The 20,040-nt window shown below is 63.5% G+C and carries 17 protein-coding genes; 14 read left to right on the top strand and 3 right to left on the bottom strand.

All coding sequences use genetic code 11. The features are described from left to right. Positions 1 to 1,234: citrate synthase (locus VIM98_RS06430; protein WP_331992273.1), on the top strand; the 1,234-nt coding region annotated here is incomplete at its 5' end. Positions 1,235 to 1,350: 116 nt separating this feature from the next. On the opposite strand, the gene VIM98_RS06425 is transcribed toward VIM98_RS06430, so the two are convergent. Continuing rightward, positions 1,351 to 2,025 carry a hypothetical protein gene (locus VIM98_RS06425; protein WP_331992272.1) on the bottom strand — a complete coding sequence of 225 codons (675 nt, stop codon included), beginning with the start codon at positions 2,023 to 2,025 and terminating at the stop codon, positions 1,351 to 1,353. Between the two features lie 134 nt (positions 2,026 to 2,159). After that, positions 2,160 to 4,679, bottom strand: coding sequence for a penicillin-binding protein 1A (locus tag VIM98_RS06420; protein ID WP_331992271.1), 2,520 nt, complete (start codon positions 4,677 to 4,679; stop codon positions 2,160 to 2,162). Between the two features lie 246 nt (positions 4,680 to 4,925). Between VIM98_RS06420 and VIM98_RS06415 the strand changes: the two genes are divergently transcribed. From VIM98_RS06415 to VIM98_RS06365, 11 genes are all read left to right on the top strand, one after another. After that, complete coding sequence (locus tag VIM98_RS06415) at positions 4,926 to 5,984, top strand: pilus assembly protein PilM (RefSeq protein ID WP_331992270.1); 1,059 nt, start codon at positions 4,926 to 4,928, stop codon at positions 5,982 to 5,984. After that, entirely contained in the window at positions 5,984 to 6,694 is a 711-nt protein-coding gene (locus VIM98_RS06410) for a PilN domain-containing protein (protein ID WP_331992269.1), read from the top strand. Before VIM98_RS06415 ends, VIM98_RS06410 begins: the two co-directional genes overlap by 1 nt. Next, positions 6,691 to 7,395 (top strand): type 4a pilus biogenesis protein PilO, encoded by a 705-nt coding sequence (locus VIM98_RS06405; RefSeq protein WP_331992268.1) that lies wholly within the window; start codon positions 6,691 to 6,693, stop codon positions 7,393 to 7,395. Before VIM98_RS06410 ends, VIM98_RS06405 begins: the two co-directional genes overlap by 4 nt. Further along, positions 7,392 to 7,925, top strand: a complete 534-nt coding sequence (locus VIM98_RS06400; RefSeq protein WP_331992267.1) for a pilus assembly protein PilP — start codon at positions 7,392 to 7,394, stop codon at positions 7,923 to 7,925. The genes VIM98_RS06405 and VIM98_RS06400 overlap by 4 nt, the downstream gene beginning before the upstream one ends. A gap of 56 nt (positions 7,926 to 7,981) precedes the next feature. Further along, positions 7,982 to 10,132 (top strand): type IV pilus secretin PilQ, encoded by a 2,151-nt coding sequence (gene pilQ / locus VIM98_RS06395; protein WP_331992266.1) that lies wholly within the window; start codon positions 7,982 to 7,984, stop codon positions 10,130 to 10,132. A 344-nt stretch (positions 10,133 to 10,476) separates the two neighbouring features. Beyond that, positions 10,477 to 11,472, top strand: a complete 996-nt coding sequence (locus VIM98_RS06390; protein WP_331992265.1) for a MoxR family ATPase — start codon at positions 10,477 to 10,479, stop codon at positions 11,470 to 11,472. Next, complete coding sequence (locus tag VIM98_RS06385; protein WP_331992264.1) at positions 11,469 to 12,410, top strand: DUF58 domain-containing protein; 942 nt, start codon at positions 11,469 to 11,471, stop codon at positions 12,408 to 12,410. Before VIM98_RS06390 ends, VIM98_RS06385 begins: the two co-directional genes overlap by 4 nt. Then, positions 12,407 to 12,913, top strand: coding sequence for a DUF4381 family protein (locus tag VIM98_RS06380; protein WP_331992263.1), 507 nt, complete (start codon positions 12,407 to 12,409; stop codon positions 12,911 to 12,913). The genes VIM98_RS06385 and VIM98_RS06380 overlap by 4 nt, the downstream gene beginning before the upstream one ends. Beyond that, positions 12,906 to 13,880, top strand: a complete 975-nt coding sequence (locus VIM98_RS06375; protein WP_331992262.1) for a VWA domain-containing protein — start codon at positions 12,906 to 12,908, stop codon at positions 13,878 to 13,880. Before VIM98_RS06380 ends, VIM98_RS06375 begins: the two co-directional genes overlap by 8 nt. Continuing rightward, positions 13,877 to 15,775, top strand: coding sequence for a tetratricopeptide repeat protein (locus tag VIM98_RS06370; protein WP_331992261.1), 1,899 nt, complete (start codon positions 13,877 to 13,879; stop codon positions 15,773 to 15,775). The genes VIM98_RS06375 and VIM98_RS06370 overlap by 4 nt, the downstream gene beginning before the upstream one ends. Further along, the gene (locus VIM98_RS06365; RefSeq protein ID WP_331992274.1) at positions 15,775 to 17,478 is read left to right on the top strand and encodes a BatD family protein; all 1,704 of its coding nucleotides are present in this window, start codon (positions 15,775 to 15,777) and stop codon (positions 17,476 to 17,478) included. Before VIM98_RS06370 ends, VIM98_RS06365 begins: the two co-directional genes overlap by 1 nt. Here VIM98_RS06365 and VIM98_RS06360 read toward each other — a convergent pair. Next, positions 17,469 to 17,993 carry an O-acetyl-ADP-ribose deacetylase gene (locus tag VIM98_RS06360; RefSeq protein ID WP_414650196.1) on the bottom strand — a complete coding sequence of 175 codons (525 nt, stop codon included), beginning with the start codon at positions 17,991 to 17,993 and terminating at the stop codon, positions 17,469 to 17,471. The two genes, VIM98_RS06365 and VIM98_RS06360, sit on opposite strands and share 10 nt — an antisense overlap. Before the next feature lie 76 nt (positions 17,994 to 18,069). Between VIM98_RS06360 and VIM98_RS06355 the strand changes: the two genes are divergently transcribed. Continuing rightward, positions 18,070 to 18,531: a MarR family transcriptional regulator gene (locus VIM98_RS06355; protein ID WP_331992259.1), complete on the top strand. Its 462-nt coding sequence runs from the start codon at positions 18,070 to 18,072 to the stop codon at positions 18,529 to 18,531. Positions 18,532 to 18,904: 373 nt separating this feature from the next. Then, complete coding sequence (locus tag VIM98_RS06350; protein WP_331992258.1) at positions 18,905 to 20,038, top strand: efflux RND transporter periplasmic adaptor subunit; 1,134 nt, start codon at positions 18,905 to 18,907, stop codon at positions 20,036 to 20,038. Positions 20,039 to 20,040: the final 2 nt, after the last annotated feature.

Raw genomic sequence — 20,040 nt, 5'->3', positions numbered from 1 at the left:
CGGTACGCTCGGTCCCGCATGCATCGACATCGGAACGCTGTACAAGGACACGGGCCACTTCACCTACGACCCGGGTTACGGCAGCACCGCCAGCACCAAGAGCGCGATCACCTATATCGATGGCGACGAAGGCATTCTGCTGTATCGCGGTTACCCGATCGAACAGTTGGCCGAGAAGTCGAGCTTCCTCGAGGTGGCCTACCTGTTGCTCAACGGCGAGCTGCCGAGCAAGAGCGAGTTCTCCGCATTCGAGAACGACATCACGCATCACACGATGATGCACGAGTCGCTGAAGGACTTCTTCAAGGGCTTCCACCACGATGCGCATCCGATGGCCATGCTGGCCGCTTCGGTCGCTTCGCTGTCGGCGTTCTATCATGACGATCTGGACGTCGATAACCCGGCCGACCGCAAGCTGGCCGCAGTACGCCTGATCGCCAAGATGCCGACCATCGCCGCGGCGTGCTATCGCTATTCGATCGGCTGGCCGTTCCGCTATCCGCGCAACAACCTCGAATACGTCGATCGCTTCCTGCACATGATGTTCGAGGTGCCTAGCGAGCCGCTGACCATGAGTCCGGTAGCCGCCAAGGCATTGGATCTCTTGTTCATCCTGCACGCAGACCACGAGCAGAACGCCTCGACCTCGACGGTACGTCTGGTCGGTTCGACCGGTGCCAATCCGTACGCGTCGATCGCTGCCGGCATCACCGCGCTTTGGGGCCCCGCGCATGGCGGCGCCAACGAAGCCGTCCTGAAGATGCTCGAAGAGATCGGCTCGCCGGACAAGGTCGAGACCGCCGTCAAGCGCGCGAAGGACAAGAACGATAACTTCCGCCTGATGGGCTTCGGCCATCGCGTGTACAAGAACTTCGACCCGCGCGCGAAGATCATCCGCGAGATGTGCCACAAGGTCCTCAACGAGCTGGGTGTCAACGATCCGCTGCTCGACGTGGCCATGAAGCTGGAAGAGGCCGCGCTCAAGGACGATTACTTTGTCGAGCGCAAGCTGTACCCGAACGTGGATTTCTACTCGGGCATCATCTACAAAGCGCTGGGTATCCCGACCGAGATGTTCACCGTGATGTTCGCCATCGCGCGTACCGCCGGCTGGATCGCCCACTGGATCGAGCAGCACGAAACGCCCGGTTCGCGCATCGGTCGCCCGCGTCAGATCTATACCGGTGCTGCGGTGCGTGACTATGTATCAGCGGATGCTCGCCGCCCGGGCTGATACGCGCGGTCTGCTATCGACGAAAAAGAAGAGAGCCGGGTTGTCCCCGGCTCTTTTTTTATGGACAGATGGAATGTAGGCGACATGAGTTTCGGTCGACTCGCTATGGGTAAGTTCTACCTCAAGGCCGCCGCCAGTTTCCTTTCGAAATCGTCCTCTTCGTCATCGGCGATCAGCAGTTCTTCCGCCATGGCCAGCGATGCGCGACGCATCGGTTTTTCATCCACGCGGTCCAGTGGCGCCTGACGCAGGGCATCACGCGGCAGGACGGTCAGGTCGAAGGGCAGGCCATCGGCAGCGAACAGTAGTACCGGGTATTCGGTTTGTTCGTCGCGGCTGGTGCGCAAGCGACGGGTTTGGGTGTCGACGGGCACGCCGCGCTCGCGCAGGAATAGCGTTACCTCCTCGGGATTATCGGCAAATACGTGCAGGCAGACGGCCGAATGTGCGTCGGCGGTGCCTTCCAGGACGGCCCCGACCAGCCGGGGTTCGAAAGCGGCCAAGAAGCGCATGGCTTCTACCGCGGCTTCGCGGCGTTCGCGCAGGAGCTGCGGCTGGCTGTCGGCATGGAAAATGCGCTGATGTTCGCGCAGGGCGTGTTCGATTTCGTTGTTGCGTGGGAGCGCCTGGGCATCGTGTACGCCGAGTCGTTCGGCGGCTTTGAGCTTGGCGTGGTGAAAGTCGCGGATACCGTGTTCGCTCATCAGGCGAGCCGCTTCCTGGGCGACGCGCAATCGATTGCGCTGTACACGGTCCTGAGCATGGATGCGATGGTGTTCGCCTCGCGCCATGTTTTTTCCCTCCTCAATCAGGTTGCCTGGGGGGATCGGCCATTCGATGCGATGGCCTTTGCGGTCGGGGCTGCCTTGCGGCGCCGTCCGCCGGGTGGCGGACGGTGGGCGGGGCGGTCCAGACCTTTCGAGCGTCAGAAAATATCGTACGCGTGTTGCTGGTCCGGATCCTCCTTCTGTTGCTGGGCCTGCTGGCGCAGGCGATCCACATCTTCGACCTTGAATATTTCCGTCATGCTATTGGGGTCGCCCGGATCCGACGGCAAGCCGCTGGACCGGTTGATTTGTACCGTACTGATACCCGGCGGCATCGGCAAGGTGGTGGACGGCTGGTCCTTCAGGGCCGAGCCCATGTAGTTGATCCAGATCGGCAGGGCGGCCTTGGCACCGAATTCTCCTCGGCCCAGCGAAGAGAAGTCGTCAAAACCGACCCATACCGCCGTGACGAGATCGCCGTTGAAGCCGACGAACCAGGCATCGCGATGGTCGTTGGTCGAGCCCGTCTTGCCGGCCAGGTCGTCGCGGCCGAGCACCTTGACCGCTGCACCGGTGCCGCGAATGACCACGTCCTTCATCAGCGAGGTCACCAGGAAGTCGTTGCGTACGTCGATCACTTCCGGAGCAAGGACAGGCGGATGGGTGCCCTCATGGGCATCGGCCGGTAGGCCGCCACCGATGCTGGCCGCGGAAATGGGCGTATCCGAACTCGATGCGGCCGCCACCGGTACGCCGTTAGTGGTCGGTGTGTCGGCCGACGGCGGGCCGATCGGGCGGGTATCGAGCAGGCGCTCCTGGCAGGTGCGGCAAGCCCGGGCCGGGTTGGCGACATAGACCGGCTTGCCGTCGCGATCGTCGATCTGGCTGATGAAGTAGGGGGTGACCAGATAGCCGCCGTTGGCGAATACCCCATAGCCTCGCGCCATGCTCATCGGCGAGACCGAGGCTGTACCGAGCGCCATGGAAAGGTTGGCGGGCAGGGCGTCGAGGGCGAAGCCGAAGCGGGTGACGTAGTCGCGCGCATAGCGCACTCCGATCGCATCGAGCAGGCGTACCGAAACCAGGTTCTTCGACTTGACCAGCGCTTCGCGCAGGCGAATCGGGCCGTCGAACTTGTCGTCGTCGTTGGACGGCGTCCAGAAACCGCCCGGCCGCGACGGGTCGGGCAGGGAGATCGGCGCGTCATTGACGATCGAGGCCGGGGTAAAGCCGCGCTCGAAGGAGGCCGAGTAGATATAGGGCTTGAAGCTGGACCCTGGCTGGCGAGCCGCCATCACCGCGCGATTGAACTTGCTGCGCAGGAAGTTGAAGCCGCCGACGAGGGCCTGCACCGCACCGTCCTCGGGGTTGATCGAGGCCAGGGCCGCCTGGGCCTTGGGAATCTGGGTCAGCTGCCACTGGCCCTTGTCGTCGCGCATGACCCGCACGATATCGCCGCGTTTGAGCACAGCGGCTACATCTTTCGGTGCTACGCCGACGCGGCTTTCGCTGATATAGGGGCGTGCCCAACGCACCGCATCCATATCCAGACGAACGGGTTCGCGACTGGCCAGGTACACCGAGGCTTCGGTCGGGGTGACCTCGGTGACGATGCCCGGCTGCATGCCGGAGATGTCGGTGTAGCCGGACAGGATCCGGTCGTAGTCCTCACGACTGGCATCCGGGCCCAACTCCTGATGAGCCTCCGGACCGCGCCAGCCATGGCGCTGGTCGTACTCGACCAGGCCGGCACGAACTGCGTTGACGGCTTCTTGCTGGCGCGAGCTGGTAACCGTGGTCTTGACTACATAGCCCTCGGTGAGCGCGTCGTTGCCAAGGCGTTCGAGCGCCTGCAGGCGGACCATTTCGGCCAGATAGGGGGCGTCGACCTCAATGGGTTGCTCGTGCGGGTAGGCGTCGTTCGGCTCGGCGATGGCCTGGTCGTACTCGGCCTTGCTGATGTAGCGGTTTTCCAGCATCTGGCCGAGCACCCAGTTGCGCCGTGACAGGCCGCGCTTGGGGCTGTTGATGGGATTGACCACCGAGGGTAGCTGGAAGGTCGAGGCGATCATGGCGCACTGGGCCACGGTCAACTGGTCGAGGCTCTTGCCGTAGTAGTAGGCCGCCGCCGCAGCCACACCGTAGGAGCGATGGCCCAGGAACATCTTGTTCAGGTAGAGCTCCAGGATCTGGTCCTTGGTCAGCTCGTTCTCCATGCGCAGGGCGATGAAGATCTCGGTCAGCTTGCGCGAGTACAGCTTTTCCGGGCTCAGGAAGAAGTTTCGCGCCACCTGTTGGGTAATGGTGGACCCGCCCGGGCCCTTGTCGCCGCCGGAGACGATGACGTGCCAGCCGGCGCGGGCAATCCCGTGCCAATCTACCCCGGGGTGCTTGTAGAACTCGGCGTCCTCTGCGGCCAGGACGGCATGTTTGAGCCGGTCCGGTACCTCGCCGATCGCGACCGGAATACGCCGGGTTTCGCCAAAGGTCGCAATGAGTTTGCCATCGGCAGTGACTACTTTTAGCGGCACCTGCATGTGGTAGTCCTTGAGGACCGCCACCGAGGGCAGGCGGGGGGCTATCAGCCAATAGGCCACGCCGATTGCGGCAACCGCCAGCAGCAATCCAGTAAAAGCCAGGATCAGTGCCCAGCGCAGCAATCGCTTAAGAATTCGCATGGTTTGGAGTTAGCGAGACCTGAGTCAAAACACGACAGAGTATAGATGTAGGAGTATTTGCACCATGAGCAACGGGCCGTAGAGCAAAACCAAGCCAGAGGCCATCTCGCCCAAGTGTGCATGCCGTCACGCCATCGAGTCGAGAAAGTTGACGTAGGCCATTGCCAATACATTAATTTTTGGATTTAATGCCAATGCGTACCCGCCCTATTGAAGACGGGGCGTTCAGGGGCAAGGGGGAAAATCGTGGGGCTCTTTACACCCAAGAAGCCGCCGCTGATCGGCGTCGACATAAGCTCGACCGCTGTCAAGCTGCTGCAGCTCAGCCAGGCCGGTAGCCGCTATCGCGTAGAACATTACGCGGTTGAGCCGCTGCCCCCGAATGCCGTGGTCGAAAAGAACATCGTCGAGGTCGAGGCGGTGGGCGAGGCCATCCGCCGCGCGCTGGCCCGATCCGGTTCCAAGCTCAAGCACGCATCGGCTGCCGTGGCCGGATCGGCGGTGATCACGCGCATCATTCCGATGTCCAGCGAGTTGAGCGACGACGATCTCGAAGGCCAGATCCAGGTCGAGGCCAACCAATACATCCCTTACCCGATCGACGAAGTCAGTCTCGACTTCGAGGTGCTGGGACCGGTGCGCGACAACCCGGAAATGAACAACGTGCTGCTGGCGGCGTCCCGCACCGAAAACGTCGACATGCGCGTGGCCGCGCTGGATCTTGGCGGCTTGTCGGCCAAGGTCATCGATGTCGAGGCCTTCGCGATGGAGAACGCTTTCGCGATGCTGGCCGATCAGCTCAATGTGGGCCGCGACGCACTGGTGGCAGTGGTCGACATCGGTGCCACCATGACCACCCTTTCGGTGCTGCGCAACCAGCGCACCATCTATTCGCGCGAGCAGGTCTTCGGCGGCAAGCAACTGACCGACGAGATCATGCGCCGTTATGGCCTCTCCTACGAGGAGGCCGGCCGCGCCAAACGTAAAGGCGGCTTGCCCGACTCGTACGAAACAGAGGCGCTGGAGCCGTTCAAGGAGTCGCTGATCCAGCAGATCAGCCGCCTGCTGCAATTCTTCTTTGCCGGTAGCGAGTACAGCAAGGTCGACCAAGTCGTGCTGGCCGGCGGTTGCGCGTCGATCGACGGCCTGTGTCCGATGCTCGAGGAGCAACTGGGCGTGTCGTGCATCGTCGCCAATCCGCTCGCTCGCATGTCGTTGTCGCCACGCGTGCAGGCGCAGTCGCTGGCTCAGGACGCGCCCGCCCTGATGATTGCCGTCGGTCTGGCGCTGAGGAGCTTCGACTGATGGCACATATCAACCTACTTCCCTGGCGCGCCGAGCGCCGCAAGCAGCGGGAACGCGAGTTCTTCGTGCAGTTGGGCGCGGCCTTCGTCGCGGCCCTGGTGTGCGTCGGCGGTTGGGCGATGATCATGAACATGCGCATCGACAACCAGACCGCGCGCAACAGTTACCTGCAAGGCGAAATCAAACAGCTGGACGAGCGCATCGCCAAGATCAAGGACCTGGAAAAGGTCCGCGAGCGCTTGCTGGCACGCAAGCAGATCATCGAGCAACTGCAGGCCAACCGCGCACAGATGGTGCACCTGTTCGACGAACTGGTTAAGACCATTCCCTCCAGCGCGCGCCTGGCCGGCCTCAAGCAGAGCGGCGATTCGATGACCCTCGATGGCGTGGCCCAATCCAATGCCAGTGTCGCCGAGTACATGCGCAACATCGAAGCTTCGCCGTGGATGGGTCATGCCGATCTGCGCAAGACCGAAAACACGCACGGCGATACCCGTATGCCTTACACGTTCGGCCTGGACGTGGCGCTGAGCCGTCCGAAGTCGGATGACCAGGATCCGGACAAGATGCCGATTCTTCCTGCCGCATCCGGTAAGCCGGGCGCGGCGAAGCAGCCGGCTGCCACGCCTGCCGCAACGCCCGCCGCTGCACCGGCCAAGCCCGCTTCGGCTGCGGCGCCGGCGGCCAAACCCGCAGGAGGCAAGGCATGAAATTCCTTGACGAACTGCGCAATCTCGATCGCAACAACATCGGTGGCTGGCCGCAATCGGTCAAAGTGTTCTTCACCGTGCTGGTTTTCGCGCTGATCATGTTCCTGGGCTGGTACCTGTTGATCAGCGACCAGCAGGACCAGATGACCCAGCTGACCGGCAAGGAGCAGCAACTGCGGCAGGAGTTCTCGCAGAAGCAGGCCAAGGCGGTGAACCTGGAAGCCTTGCAGCAGCAGCTCGACGAAATGCAGGACATGCTGCGTCAATTGCTGCGCCAGCTGCCGAGCAAGACCGAAATGCCGGAACTGCTGGTGGATATCTCGCAGACGGCGCTTTCGGCGGGCCTGGAGACCGAGCTGTTCCAGCCCGGAGCCGAGACGCCGAAGGATTTCTACGCAGAAAAGCCGATCACCCTGCGCATGGTCGGTACTTACCATCAGTTCGGTACCTTCATCAGCGGCGTAGCCTCGTTGCCGCGCGTGGTGATCCTGACCTTGCACGATGTCTCGCTCACGCCCAAGGGCGCGCCCAATGGCGGCAAGCCCGGCGCGGGAGCGACGCTGTCCAACAACGGTCAGCTCGTGTTGCAGGGTACGGTCAAGACCTATCGCTATCTCGAGGACGACGAAACCGCGGACGCGAAGGCGAAGAACGCGCCGGCTAACGGCAAAGCACCTAAGGCCGCCGGGGGGCAGAAATGAAGATGTTCGCTGCCATCAAGCCGACCTCGCTCATGCGCGCCGCCTTGTTGCTTGGCGTAATCATGACGCTCAGCGCATGCAGTGGCGATTCGGACCTGCGTGAATGGGTAGCCCAGGAAAAGGCCAAGAAGGGTGCGCCGATTCCGCCGCTGCCGGTCATCAAGACATTCGAGACCTTTACCTATAACGATCAGGATCAACGCGATCCCTTCAGCCCGAGCACGGCCGAATTGCAGCCCGCCAACAGCGGTCCGCGTCCGGACGAAAATCGCGCCAAGGAACCGCTGGAAATGTTCGCGCTGGATAGCCTGAAGATGGTTGGCACGGTCGGTGGCGGCGCTTCGATGGAAGTGCTGGTCAAGGATCCGGGCGGCGTCATCCATCGTGTGCGCCGCAACGAACACATGGGCCAGAACTACGGTCGGGTGACGGCGATCGCCGAAGACCACATCGATCTGGTGGAACTGGTCTCCAACGGAAATGGTGGCTGGATGGAACGTCCCGCCAGCATCGCGCTTGGCGAGAAATAAGAGATACAGGGGCTGATCCAATGACTTATCACATCCAACCTGTGCGGGATCGTGTCATGCGCCAAGCCAGTCGCTATTTAAGCGTCGGACTGTTGATTCTCGGCGCGGCCTGGGCTCAGGCTGCCGCAGCAGCCAGCACGACGCTCAAGGACATCAGCTACGACACGCTGCCAGGCGGTCGCGTCGAGCTGCACCTGAACTTCTCGCAAGGGCCGGTGCCCGAGCCGAAGATCTTCACCACCGGCAATCCGCCGCGCATCGCGATCGATTTCGCCGATACCGACAATGCCGCGCCACGCCACACGGATATCGGCAAAGGCACGACGAATGGCGTTTCGGCCATTGCCGCCGGTGGCCGCACCCGTGTCATCGTCGAATTGCAGCGCGAGTCGTCTTACCGTACGCGCGTCGATGGCAACAGCCTGGTGCTGACGGTCAATAACGGTACCGAGTCGCAGACCACTACCACGGCGACCACCATCGACCCATCCAAGGCGCTGCCGTCCGCCTCGGCGGGTGCCTCGGTGTCCAATATCGATTTCCGCCGGGGTCCCAATGGCGAAGGCCGGGTGCTGATCAATTTCAACGGCGCCGGCGCCAGTGCGGACATGAAGAAGGAAGGCGACAAGGTGGTCGTCAACCTGAACCGTGTCAACCTGCCCAGCAACCTGGCCCAGCGCCTGGATGTGCTCGACTTCGCGACGCCCGTGCAGACGATCACCAGCAAGGGCGGTTCCGCCGGCGGTGCACGCGTGGAGATCGCGATCAAGGGCGACGTCGATACGTCTTCCTACCAGACGAACGACCAGTACGTGGTCGAAGTCGCGCCGAAGAAGAAGGATCCCAAGGCCGACGCCAAGACAGCGCGCGGCCAGGAGCCGACCTATACCGGTAGCCGCGTCACCTTCAACTTCCAGGACATCCCGACCCGTTCGGTGCTGCAACTGCTGGCCGATATTTCGCAACTGAACCTGGTTGCCTCCGACACGGTGGGTGGCAGCGTAACCTTGCGTCTGGTCAACGTGCCCTGGGATCAAGCTCTGGACGTGGTACTCCGTGCCAAGAGTCTGGACAAGCGCCGCAATGGCAACGTCATCTGGATCGCACCGCAGGCCGAGCTGGCCAAGTACGAGCAGGACGTGGCCGATGCACGCATGAAGGCCGAAGACAATGCCGAGCTGGTCACGGACTATGTGCCGATCAGTTACGGCAAGGCGCAGGACATCGCCAAGCTGTTGACCCAGAGCAGCCTGCAAAGCACGGGCAGCTCCGGTGCCAATGCCAGCAACAGCAACCGTGGTTTCCTGTCCGCACGCGGTAGCGTCTCGTTCGACGAGCGCACCAATACGCTGCTGATCAACGATACGCCGCAGAAGATCCGCGAACTGCGCGATGTGATCGCCGTGCTGGATCGTCCGGTGCAGCAGGTATTGATCGAATCGCGCATCGTCGTGGCGACCGACAATTTCACCCGCGAGCTGGGTGCGAAGTTCGGCGCTTCGGGCATTCGCACCAATCCGAGCGGCCAGCAGATCGGCGTGGGCGGTTCGATTACTCCGCCGACTGTCGGTGGCAATACCCAGACGATCATCAGTCCGCTGCAGGTCAACCTGCCGACAACCGACAAGGCCGGTGCCTTCGGCTTCGCGCTGCTCGGCAAGAACTATTCGCTGGACCTGGAACTCTCCGCGGCGCAGCTGGAAGGTCGTGGCGAGGTGGTATCCAGCCCGCGTGTGATTACCGCCAACCAGCAGGAAGCCGTGATCCGCCAGGGTACCGAGATCGGCTATGTGACCTATCAGAACAGCGCTACCGGCGCCGCAGGCAGCGGTACCGCCACGGTGCAGTTCAAGGATGCGGTGCTCGAGTTGAAGGTGACGCCGACGATCACTGCCGACAACCGCGTGTATCTCGCGATCAATGTGAAGAAGGATGCGTTGAACCAGTTCATCCAAGTGCCGGGCAGCGGCCAGGTACCGCAGATCGACACGCGCGAGATCAATACCTCGGTGCTGGTCGATAATGGTCAGACTGTGGTGCTGGGCGGTATTTATGAAATCACCAAGCAGAACACCGTCACCAAGGTGCCTGGCCTGGGCGATATCCCGGGTATCGGCATCCTGTTCCGCAGCACGACGCGCCAGAACGATAAGGCCGAGCTGTTGATCTTCGTGACGCCGCGCATTCTCAGCGATAGCTTGCAGTAAGCGCACGCGATAGCAGCGCATGCAAAGGCGACCAACGGGTCGCCTTTGTTTTTTGTGGGTGCGTCTTCGTAGGAAGAGCTCCCTCACCCCAACCTTCTCCCTGGCGAAGCCAGGGGAGGGAGCTTGACTGAGGCGAGCTTCAGTACTTCGCACTTGCGCGGCGTGCTCCCTCTCCCCTGGCTTTGCCGGGGAGAGGGTCGGGGTGAGGGGGGCTCTTGCCCTCAAATCGCTCAAAACACCAAACCGCCACATCATTCTCTGAACATGACCGATGGCACGGGGCGCTAAACTTCCGGGTAAGGGTGCGGTCAGAATGGCCGTACAACACGTATCGGAATGTATGGATGGACATGCCTGAAGTTCGCCCCGCCTCGCACTTGCAACGCGCTTTCGCCCAATTGCGGGACGAATTGCAGCGCGGCATCATCGGGCAGCCCCATCTGATCGAGTGCCTGCTGATTGCCTTGTTGGCCGATGGCCACTTGCTGGTCGAAGGCGCGCCTGGCCTGGCCAAGACCACCGCGGTCAAGGCATTGGCCGGCTGTATCGACGCGGATTTTCATCGTGTGCAGTTCACGCCGGACCTGCTGCCCGCGGACTTGACCGGTACCGATGTATTTCGCCCTCAGACGGGCAGCTTCGAATTCGAGCGCGGTCCGCTGTTCCATAACATCGTGCTTGCTGACGAAATCAATCGTGCGCCAGCGAAAGTGCAGTCGGCTCTGCTGGAAGCCATGGCCGAGCGCCAGATCACGGTCGGGCGCAGTACCTGGCGCCTGCCGGAGCTCTTCATGGTGATGGCCACGCAGAACCCGATCGAGCAGGAAGGTACCTTCGCGTTACCCGAGGCGCAGCTCGATCGTTTCGTGATGCATGTAACCATCGGCTATCCCGATGCGGCTTCGGAGTTGTCGATCTTGCGCCTGGCGCGCGAGCAGGCCAGACGCAGTCTGCATCCGCAGCCTGATCGCCGGCCTGGGCTCAGCCCATCGGATGTCTTCGCCGCACGCGATGCGGTATTGGCTGTGCACATGGCGCCGCCGCTGGAGGAATACCTTGCCCAGCTGGTGCTGGCCTCGCGCAATCCGGGCAGCTACGGTCCCGAACTGAAGCGCTGGATTGCCTGGGGCGGCAGCCCGCGCGCCACCATCGCGCTGGACCGTTGTTCGCGTGCACGCGCCTGGTTGGCTGGGCGTGACTACGTTTTGCCCGAAGACGTGCACGCCATCGCTCACGAAGTGCTGCGCCACCGCGTGTTGTTGAGCTACGAAGCCGAAGCCGAGGGCGTGCGTAGCGATCAGGTCGTCGCGCGCTTGCTGGATCTCGTGCCGTTGCCGTGAACGCCGTATTGCCGCAACGCACCGACGGGGACGGACGCAGCAGCGTGTCGCTGGCCGAACTGATCGCGCTGCGCGCGCGCGTGGCGAAGTTGGCCGTACCTGTCCAGGAGAGCCGCGCGGCACGCTCGGGGCAGCAATCCAGCCGGTTGCACGGACGGGGCATGGATTACGCCGAATCACGCATTTATCAACCTGGCGATGACGTGCGGCGCCTCGATTGGCGACTGACGGCACGCAGCGGCAAATTGCACACCAAGCTGTTTCAGGAGGAGCGCGAAGGCCGCCTGCTGATCGTGGTCGATCACAATCCCAGCATGCACTTCGGTACACGCGTGCGCTTCAAGTCGGTGCAGGCGGCACGTGCGGCCGCCTTGGCCGCCTGGTACGGGACACGCGGTGGCGACCGGGTCGGTGCGATGGGCTTCGGCGGCGAAGATCGTCTGTTGCGCCCCCAGGGCGGTCCGCGCGGCGCGCTGGCACTGTGCGGCGCTCTGGCCGACTGGGATGCGAGGGCCGCTGTCTCGGATCGAACCGAAGCGCTGAGCGATGCGCTGCGGCGCGCTCGACGCCTGGTGCATGGTGCCAGCCGGGTACTGATCGTCAGCGATGGCTGGCACGGCGACGCGGCGTTGCGCGCTCGCCTCCTCGATATCTCGCGGCATGCGGAAGTTACGGTACTGATCGTGGCTGACGCCTTGGAATCGGCGCTCGCACCGTCGGGACGCTATCCGCTGGAATACGAGGGCCGGCGCATCGAGGCGGTGCTTGAAAGCGAGCGCCAGCGTCGGGATTTCAAGGCCAAGCTGGTACAAGGGCAGGAGCGTCTGGCCGGCTTGGCCCGTGCGCTCGGGCTGCGCTGCCGCGCGATCGATACGGTAGTCGACCCGCTGGATGCCGTCGCCGCGTTGCTGGGCCCGGGACGTGGAGCGCGCGGATGAGGATGCAACAGGCGCCAGCCGGCCCCACACTGCGCGATATCCATGTGCCACCCGCGCCGTCTTGGTGGCCGCCTGCGCCGGGCTGGTGGCTGTTGGCCATCCTGGCCGTCGCGCTAGCGGTGCTCGCCGCGCGGTGGTGGCGACGCCAATACCATCGCCGCTTGCGTCACCGGCGTCTGCTGGCTGAAATCGATGCGATCGCCGCGCGTCACGCAGGTGAGCCGGGCGCCTTTGCCGCTGGCATGCATCGCCTGCTGCGGCGAATCGTGCGCCTGTATGACGCTCAGGCCATGCAGGCCAGTGGCGATGCATGGCGTGCTGCATTGGCACGTGTGGAAGTCGATGCGGCGACGCTCGATCGCCTGATGGATCTGGATACCGCGATGTATCGGCCAGCCGCCGACCTCGACCAGGTGGCGGTGAGCGCGGCCATGCGCCGGTGGCTCACGCGCGCCTTGCGTCAGCGACCGATCGCACGCGCGGCGGAGGTGGCTCATGCCTGAGTTTGCATGGCCGTGGATGGCGCTGCTGCTGCCCTTGCCGTGGTTGTTGCGTCGTAGTCTGCAACCGGCTGCGATCGGTCAGGCCATGCGCCTGCCGTATCCGGGCCTGCAGTGGTCGGCGCCACGGATGCACGCGCCGCACCGCGGTCGCGCGTGGTTGTTCGTGCTGGCCTGGTTGTGCCTGGTCGTTGCAGCGATGCGCCCGCAATGGGTCGGTCCACCGCAGGCGCAGCAGCACAGCGGGCGAGCGATGATGCTGGCGGTGGATCTGTCCTTGAGTATGCGCACTGACGATATGCGCCTGGCGCAACGTCCGGTGAGTCGTTTCGGTGCGGTGGTCGCGATCGCTGGCGATTTCATCGCGCGGCGCAGCGGCGACGAGCTGGGCTTGGTGATGTTCGGCAGTAATGCTTTCCTGGTTACGCCGCTGACCTACGATCTTGACGCCGTACGCGCACAACTCGATGGTGCGCGCGTCGGCCTCGCCGGTACCGAAACGGCGATCGGCGATGCGATCGCCGTGGCGACCAAGCGATTGGCTGCATTACCGCAGCAAGCGCGCGTGCTGGTGTTGCTTACCGATGGCGTCAACAATGCAGGCGCTATCTCGCCAGCCGATGCGGCCGAGGCCGCCAAGGCCGTCGGCGTACGGATCTACACCATCGGTATCGGGGCCACACGCATGACGGTGCCGGACTTCTTCGGTTCGCGCGTGGTCAATCCATCAGCCGATCTCGATGAGGGTATGCTGCGCTCGATTGCCGAGGATTCCGGCGGACGTTATTTCCGCGCGACCGATACACGCGAACTGGCCGATGCATATCGCACCATCGATGCGCTGGAGCCGATGCCGCAACAGGGCCCCACGTTGCGGCCACGCCATGAGTGGTTTCGATGGCCCTTGCTGGCTGCCCTGCTGTTGGCCGCGCTTGCGTGCGTGCCGCGCTCGCGGATGCAGCCGGCATGATCGAGGCTTTGCACCAGTTCCATTTCCTTCAGCCGCTTTGGCTGCTCGGCCTGCTGGCGTTGCCGCTGACGGTGCCCTTCGCGCGGCGCGATCCTGGCCGCCAGGCCTTGTCGCGTCTGGTCGATCCCGAATTGCTGTCGCACCTGTTGCGAGGGCAGGCCGGTCATCGTGCATGGCCGGTGGGATTGGCCGCTACCGCCTGGGCGGTAAGCATGCTGGCGCTAGCCGGTCCGACGTGGAGCCGGGTGAACGAACCGTTGTTTGCCGATCGTGCCGCGCAAGTGGTGGCCATTTCGCTCTCGCAACACATGACGGTGCGCGACATCGCGCCAAGCCGGCTGGAGCGCGCACGCTACAAGGCACAGGACCTCTTCGATGCCAACAGCCGCGGCTTGAACGGCTTGATTGCCTATGCGGGCGAGGCTTTCACGGTCGCCCCGCTGACCACCGATGCGCGTAGCCTGCGCGACCTTTTGGCCGCGCTGGCGCCCGACATCATGCCGGTCGATGGCAATGACGCGTCGCAGGCTATCGAGCGTGGCATGGACATGATCGCCAAGGCGAAAACGGGTGGGGGTTCGCTGGTACTGATCACCGACCAGGCCGACAGTGCCGCGCTCGCAGCGGCCGGTCGTGCCCGTGCTGCGGGAGTGATGGTGTCCGTGTTGGGCGTCGGCACCCTCCAGGGCGGTGCGATGGCACAGGCGGATGGGGGTTTCGTGCGCGACCCGCAGGGCGATATGGATCTGGCGAAGCGCGATGACGCGCAACTCGGTGCGTTGGCAGCGGCTGGCGGCGGCCGATACGAGGCAATGACCGAAGGCGACGCCGATATTCGTGCTTTGAGTACCGAGCTCAAGAGCGGTACACCGCTGCTGGCGCAAGGTATAAGCGGCGACGATTGGCAGGATCGTGGCCCCTGGTTGCTGTGGCTCCTGTTACCGATTGCCGCGGCATTGTTCCGGCGTGGCTGGGTGATGGTCGTGCCGCTGCTGTGCCTGCCATGGCTGCCGGGCAAGGCTCACGCCAGCACCTGGGATGACCTGTGGCGACGCGCCGATCAGCAAGCGGCGCAAGCATTGAGTAAAGGTCAGGCGGCGCAGGCGATGCAATTGGCGAACGATCCGGCCTGGCGCGGCACGGCGGCCTATCGCGCAGGGAAGTACAGCGATGCCGCAACGGCCTGGAAAAGCGCTCCGGGCGCGGATGCGCAATACAACGTAGGCAATGCATTGGCGCGCGAGGGCAAGTACCGCGAAGCGCTCGATGCCTACGATCGCGCGCTCAAGCTCGATCCGACATCGGCCGATGCCAAGGCCAACCGCGATGCGGTGGACGCATGGCTGCGTAAGCAGGAACAGCAGCAAGCTGCGCAGCAGAACAAGGATCATCCGGCCAAGACCAAGCCTAATGACAACGGCAAGCAACAAGGCCAGCCCGGTTCGCAGCAGCAAGACAAGTCGGCTTCCTCGGACGCCGGCCAGGGCCAGCAGCAAGGCCAGGCACGACCCGATCAGGGTCAGGCCGCCGAGCACGGCGGCACCTCCGGTAAGCAGCCGGAGGACCGGCCGGCCATGGACCATGCCGCCGAAGGCGAGGCCAAGCCTGAAACCGCCGAAGAAAAAGCAGCCGAGCAAGTACGCCAGCAACAGGCACGTGAGGCTCTCAAGGCGCAGATGGACAAGAGCCTGCAAGGCGGCCAGGGCAAGCCCGGTACGCCGCCAAGCCATGAGCTGGGCGCGGTAGCCGCCGACGATCCGCAAGCCAAGCTGCCGGACAACCTGCGCCGCGCGATGCAGCGCGTGCCGGACGATCCGGGCGCCTTGCTGCGACGCAAGTTCGAACTCGAATACCGTGAGCGCCACGGCGCATCCACCGGAGACGACCGGCCGTGATGAAACCATGGCGCTTGTTCCTGTTTGCGCTGTTTATGCTGTTTGCCTCGATGCCGGCGTGGGCCGTGGAGGCGCAGGCCAGTCTCGATCGCGACCGTGTGCAGTTGGGCGAAGTCGTTACGCTCAACGTGCGCGTGCGCTGGGTGACCGTGCCCCAGCCGATCGATCTCAAGCCGTTGTCGCGCGACTTCGATGTGCTCGCATCCTCGAGCGACACCAGCGTGGCGATCGTCAACGGTAATCCAGCGGTCGAGTTGACCATCGGCATCGTGCTGCAACCGAAGCATGTGGGTGCGCTGACGATCCCTCCGCTCAGCATTGCCGGCCAGCAGACGTCGCCGGTTCGGCTGGATGTGGATCCGCCCGATCCAGTGCAGGCCGCTGTCAAAGGCAGGGACGCTTACCTGGAAGCCTCGATCGAACCTGCCAGAGGCTATGTCGGCCAGCAGCTGCAGTATGTGCTCAAGCTTTACTACGCCAATACGCTCAGCGCCGGTTCGCTGGACGATCCCAAAGCCGATGGTATGAGCATCCAGCGGCTGGGTAACGATCTCAATTACGAAGTCGAGCAGGGCGGTCGGCGTTATCACGTGGTCGAGCGCCACTATGCCGTGCTGCCGCTGCATGCGGGCCATCTGACGATTCCGCCGGTGGCCTTTCAGGGGGAAGTGGTAGATCTGAACGATCCAGGCACGTTCTTTCCGAATGCCAAGCCGGTGAATGCAGCCACGCCTGCGGTATCTTTCGACGCGCTGGATATTCCCGCCGGAGTCGACAAGCAGACCTGGCTGCCGGTGCGCGACCTCAAACTGACCGAGGACGATTTGCCCGGCGGCGACCTGCATGTAGGCCAGGCGGTGACCTTGACCATGCTGCTGCAGGCCACGGGGACATCCTATGAATCGCTGCCGGCGCTCAGCCTGCCGCCGATCGATGGGGCCAACGTATATCCGGACAAGCCGCTCAACGGTACGCGCGCAGACGGCAATGCGCTGGTCGCGAGGCGGCAACAGGGCTTCGCTATCGTGCCCACTCGGCCAGGCACCCTGACCATCCCGGAAATCACTGTGCACTGGTGGAATGTCGCCACGGGCCAGCCCGAGGTGGCGCGTCTTCCGGAGCGCCAGTTCCATGTGCTCCCCGCACCCGGGCAATCGGCGATCGCACCCGCTGCTACGACGGCGGCGCCTTCCGCGCCCGCGACAGTGACTACTGCTTCGACTCAGGTTACGCCTTGGCGCTGGGTTGCGTTGGCAAGCCTCGGCCTCTGGGTGGCTAGCATCGCCGTGTGGTGGTATCGCCGTCGGCAGGCTTTCCGCCCCGTTGCTGCGCCCATGGTTTCACGTGTCCAGAGTACCCACCGCTTGCGTGCTGCCTTTCTGCTCGCAGCCCGTGGTGGAGATGCCGCTGCTCAGGCGCATGCGTTGCTGGCCTGGGCGCGGACCGAGCGACCGCAACTGCGCCATCTCGGCGAGCTGGCGGCGGCGCTCGCTCATCCGGATCAGCGCGAGGCTGTCGTCGCGCTGGAACGGCGTCGCTACGCCGCGGCGCAGGACGGGGATAATGGTGCCCTGTTGGCCGAGCGGTTCGCCAAAGGCTTCACATGGAGCCGATCGCACGCGTCGCTTCCAGAAGGCGACGACCTGCCCGAGCTCTATCCTTTCGATGTTCATGGCGGCCGCAAGCAACCGACTCAGGATTGATGGGTCTCCGCCTGCGCGGAACGCCAGATGGTGGCCATGCGGGTGTCGAGACAGCACAGGGTGATATCGAGCGGCGGTCCGGCTACGCCCGCTTCGTGCACAGCGGTCAGCGCGACCCGCGCAGCCTGCTCGGCGGGATAGCCGTAGACGCCGCAACTGATCGCCGGGAAAGCTACCGACGCCAGCCCATACTCATGGGCTAACGCGATGCTGCGCTTGTAGCAATGTGCCAGCGCTTCGGCCTCGCCCTGGTCGCCGCCTTGCCACACCGGGCCGACCGTATGGATGACATAGCGCGCAGACAGGGCGAAGCCGGGCGTGATGCGTGCTTCGCCCGTCGGGCAGCGCACGCGCGGGGCGACTTCGGGAATGCGCCGGCAGGCTTCGAGCAGCTCGGGGCCTGCGGCGCGATGGATCGCGCCGTCAACGCCGCCTCCGCCAAGCAGGCTGGGATTGGCCGCGTTGACGATGGCATCGCGCTCGAGTTGAGTAATGTCGGCAATAACGATGTCCATGAACACAGGTAGGCATCCTCCCGGTCGGCAGCCTATGCTTGGGCTGCGACCCTCTAGATCAATGTGGATATCACGCATGGAGAAAACGGAAGATATTTCCTTCGGCTATTTGCTTAACGACGTGACTTTGCTATTTCGCAAGCACTTTGATCGCCGTGCCGTGAAATTCGGGCTGACTCGGGCGCAATGGCGAGCGACCAAGATGCTGTATCACCGCGAAGGGCTGCGTCAGACCGAGCTTGCCGAATATCTGGAAATGGAGCCCATTGCGGTGGGACGGGTGATCGATCGTCTGCAAAGTGCCGGCTTCGTCGAGCGACGGCCCGATCCCAAGGATCGGCGCGCATGGCGGCTCCATACCACGGAGCAGGCACGCGGCGTGATCGCCGATATGGAGGATATCGCACGAGGCCTGCGCCGAGACGCCACCCAAGGCATCGAGCGGACCGAGCTCGAGCAGTGCCTGGCGGTGCTCAACCGTATCAAGGACAACCTGCAGGCGCTGGACCAGCAGGCCGTGAACGCGCAGGAAGACTGAGTTTTCCCGCTCCCTTGCTGGCTCAAGAAGTGAGCGTGAAGGAAGTAAGGAGCGAGTAAGAGCCGGCGTAACTGTGCTGGCTTCTCTGACTCCTCACTTCGCTTCACTTGCTCCACGTCCGGCGAGGCAGGCAGGCTGAACCTTGCACAAGGCTCCTGGTCCTACGTTTGCCCAATCTTGCACCCAGCTGTCGTATACAACTACGAAGAACCAGTGCCATTAGTCCCGTTTCCGGACCGTTTTTCGCCGCGATAATGAGATTTTTCCGCGACTTACGTGTACACGTAGAGTGAAGTCATGCGTTGTCATTTATTCGCTGCATTCTTTGCGACCTGAAACGGCCCGATCGGGTCGGTAGCAACCGAGTTTTTCAATGCCCTGGAAAAAATTTGCACTGATCCTGGCGATCGTCGTCGCTTGCGCGCTGGGTTACCGTTTTATCCATAGCGACAAGGGCGCGGCCAAAGGCGGCGGCCATGGCAGTGCGGCGGGCGCGCAGCAGGCGGTGCCGGTGAAGGTCGCCCGCGCGGTCCAGGGCGATCTGGATCTGTCGATCAAGGTGGTGGGGCGGGTGGAGGCCTGGTCCAACGTCACATTGCAGCCGCGCGTGTCCGGGCAGCTGCAATCGCTGGCGTTCGCTCCGGGCGCGCACGTGCGCAAGGGCGACCTGCTGGTGCAAATCGACCCCAGCCTGCTGAAGGCGCAGCTCGATCAGGCGCGCGGCATGGTGGCACGTGACCAGGCTCAGTTGGTCAAAGCGCAGGCCGATTTGAACCGCTATACCGAACTGCTGGCGAAAAACTTCGTTTCGCGCTCGGACTTCGATACCTTCAAGGCTAACCTCGAAGTGGCCAAGGCCACCTTGCAAAGCGACCAGGCTGCCGCCGAACTGGCGCAGACCCAACTCGACTACACGCGTATCGTGGCGCCCTTCGACGCTGTCGCCGGCTCGCCTCTGGTCTGGCCAGGCGCGCAGTTGACGGCCAACAGTACCAATATCGTGGTGCTCAACCAGATCGAGCCGGTGCGCGTAGCCTTCAATGTGCCCGAGGATGCGCTGGCTTCCGTACGTGCCGGCATGGCGCGCGGCGATGTCCCGGTAGCAGCGCGCATTCCCGGCGACAAGAGCCCGGCCTTGCAAGGCAAGATGGATTTCATCGACAACGCCGTAGACACCACCACGGGCACGATCGTGCTGAAAGGCCGCTTCGAGAACCACGACCTGACCCTCACGCCAGGCCAGTTCGTCGAGGTGAATCTACCGACCACGCGCCTGACCAATGTAGTCAGCGTGCCGGTGGAGGCGCTGCAAAGTTCGTCCAACGGCAGCTTTGTCTTCGTCGTCGGCGCGAACAACAAAGTGCAGCAACGCTATGTCACCCCCGGTACCGTCAGCGGTCAGCATGCGGTGATCGACAAGGGGCTGGCGGCTGGCGAAACCGTGGTCATCGACGGCCAGATGTTGCTGGTCGATGGCACCGCCGTCCAGGTCGCCAAGGGCGGTTGAAG

Origin of the sequence: Dyella sp., from assembly GCF_036568765.1 — a bacterium.
GTDB lineage: Bacteria > Pseudomonadota > Gammaproteobacteria > Xanthomonadales > Rhodanobacteraceae > GSA-30.
Note: the sequence above shows the minus strand (reverse complement) of the source record. Positions and strands in the feature narration are given on the sequence as shown.

Coding starts and splice junctions, on each gene's coding strand:
- VIM98_RS06425 (WP_331992272.1), bottom strand. CDS start 2,025: ATGGCGCGAGGCGAACACCATCGCATCCATGCTCAGGACCGTGTACAG.
- VIM98_RS06420 (WP_331992271.1), bottom strand. CDS start 4,679: ATGCGAATTCTTAAGCGATTGCTGCGCTGGGCACTGATCCTGGCTTTT.
- VIM98_RS06410 (WP_331992269.1), top strand. CDS start 5,984: ATGGCACATATCAACCTACTTCCCTGGCGCGCCGAGCGCCGCAAGCAG.
- VIM98_RS06405 (WP_331992268.1), top strand. CDS start 6,691: ATGAAATTCCTTGACGAACTGCGCAATCTCGATCGCAACAACATCGGT.
- VIM98_RS06400 (WP_331992267.1), top strand. CDS start 7,392: ATGAAGATGTTCGCTGCCATCAAGCCGACCTCGCTCATGCGCGCCGCC.
- pilQ (WP_331992266.1), top strand. CDS start 7,982: ATGCGCCAAGCCAGTCGCTATTTAAGCGTCGGACTGTTGATTCTCGGC.
- VIM98_RS06390 (WP_331992265.1), top strand. CDS start 10,477: ATGGACATGCCTGAAGTTCGCCCCGCCTCGCACTTGCAACGCGCTTTC.
- VIM98_RS06380 (WP_331992263.1), top strand. CDS start 12,407: ATGAGGATGCAACAGGCGCCAGCCGGCCCCACACTGCGCGATATCCAT.
- VIM98_RS06375 (WP_331992262.1), top strand. CDS start 12,906: ATGCCTGAGTTTGCATGGCCGTGGATGGCGCTGCTGCTGCCCTTGCCG.
- VIM98_RS06370 (WP_331992261.1), top strand. CDS start 13,877: ATGATCGAGGCTTTGCACCAGTTCCATTTCCTTCAGCCGCTTTGGCTG.
- VIM98_RS06365 (WP_331992274.1), top strand. CDS start 15,775: ATGAAACCATGGCGCTTGTTCCTGTTTGCGCTGTTTATGCTGTTTGCC.
- VIM98_RS06360 (WP_414650196.1), bottom strand. CDS start 17,993: ATGGACATCGTTATTGCCGACATTACTCAACTCGAGCGCGATGCCATC.
- VIM98_RS06355 (WP_331992259.1), top strand. CDS start 18,070: ATGGAGAAAACGGAAGATATTTCCTTCGGCTATTTGCTTAACGACGTG.
- VIM98_RS06350 (WP_331992258.1), top strand. CDS start 18,905: ATGCCCTGGAAAAAATTTGCACTGATCCTGGCGATCGTCGTCGCTTGC.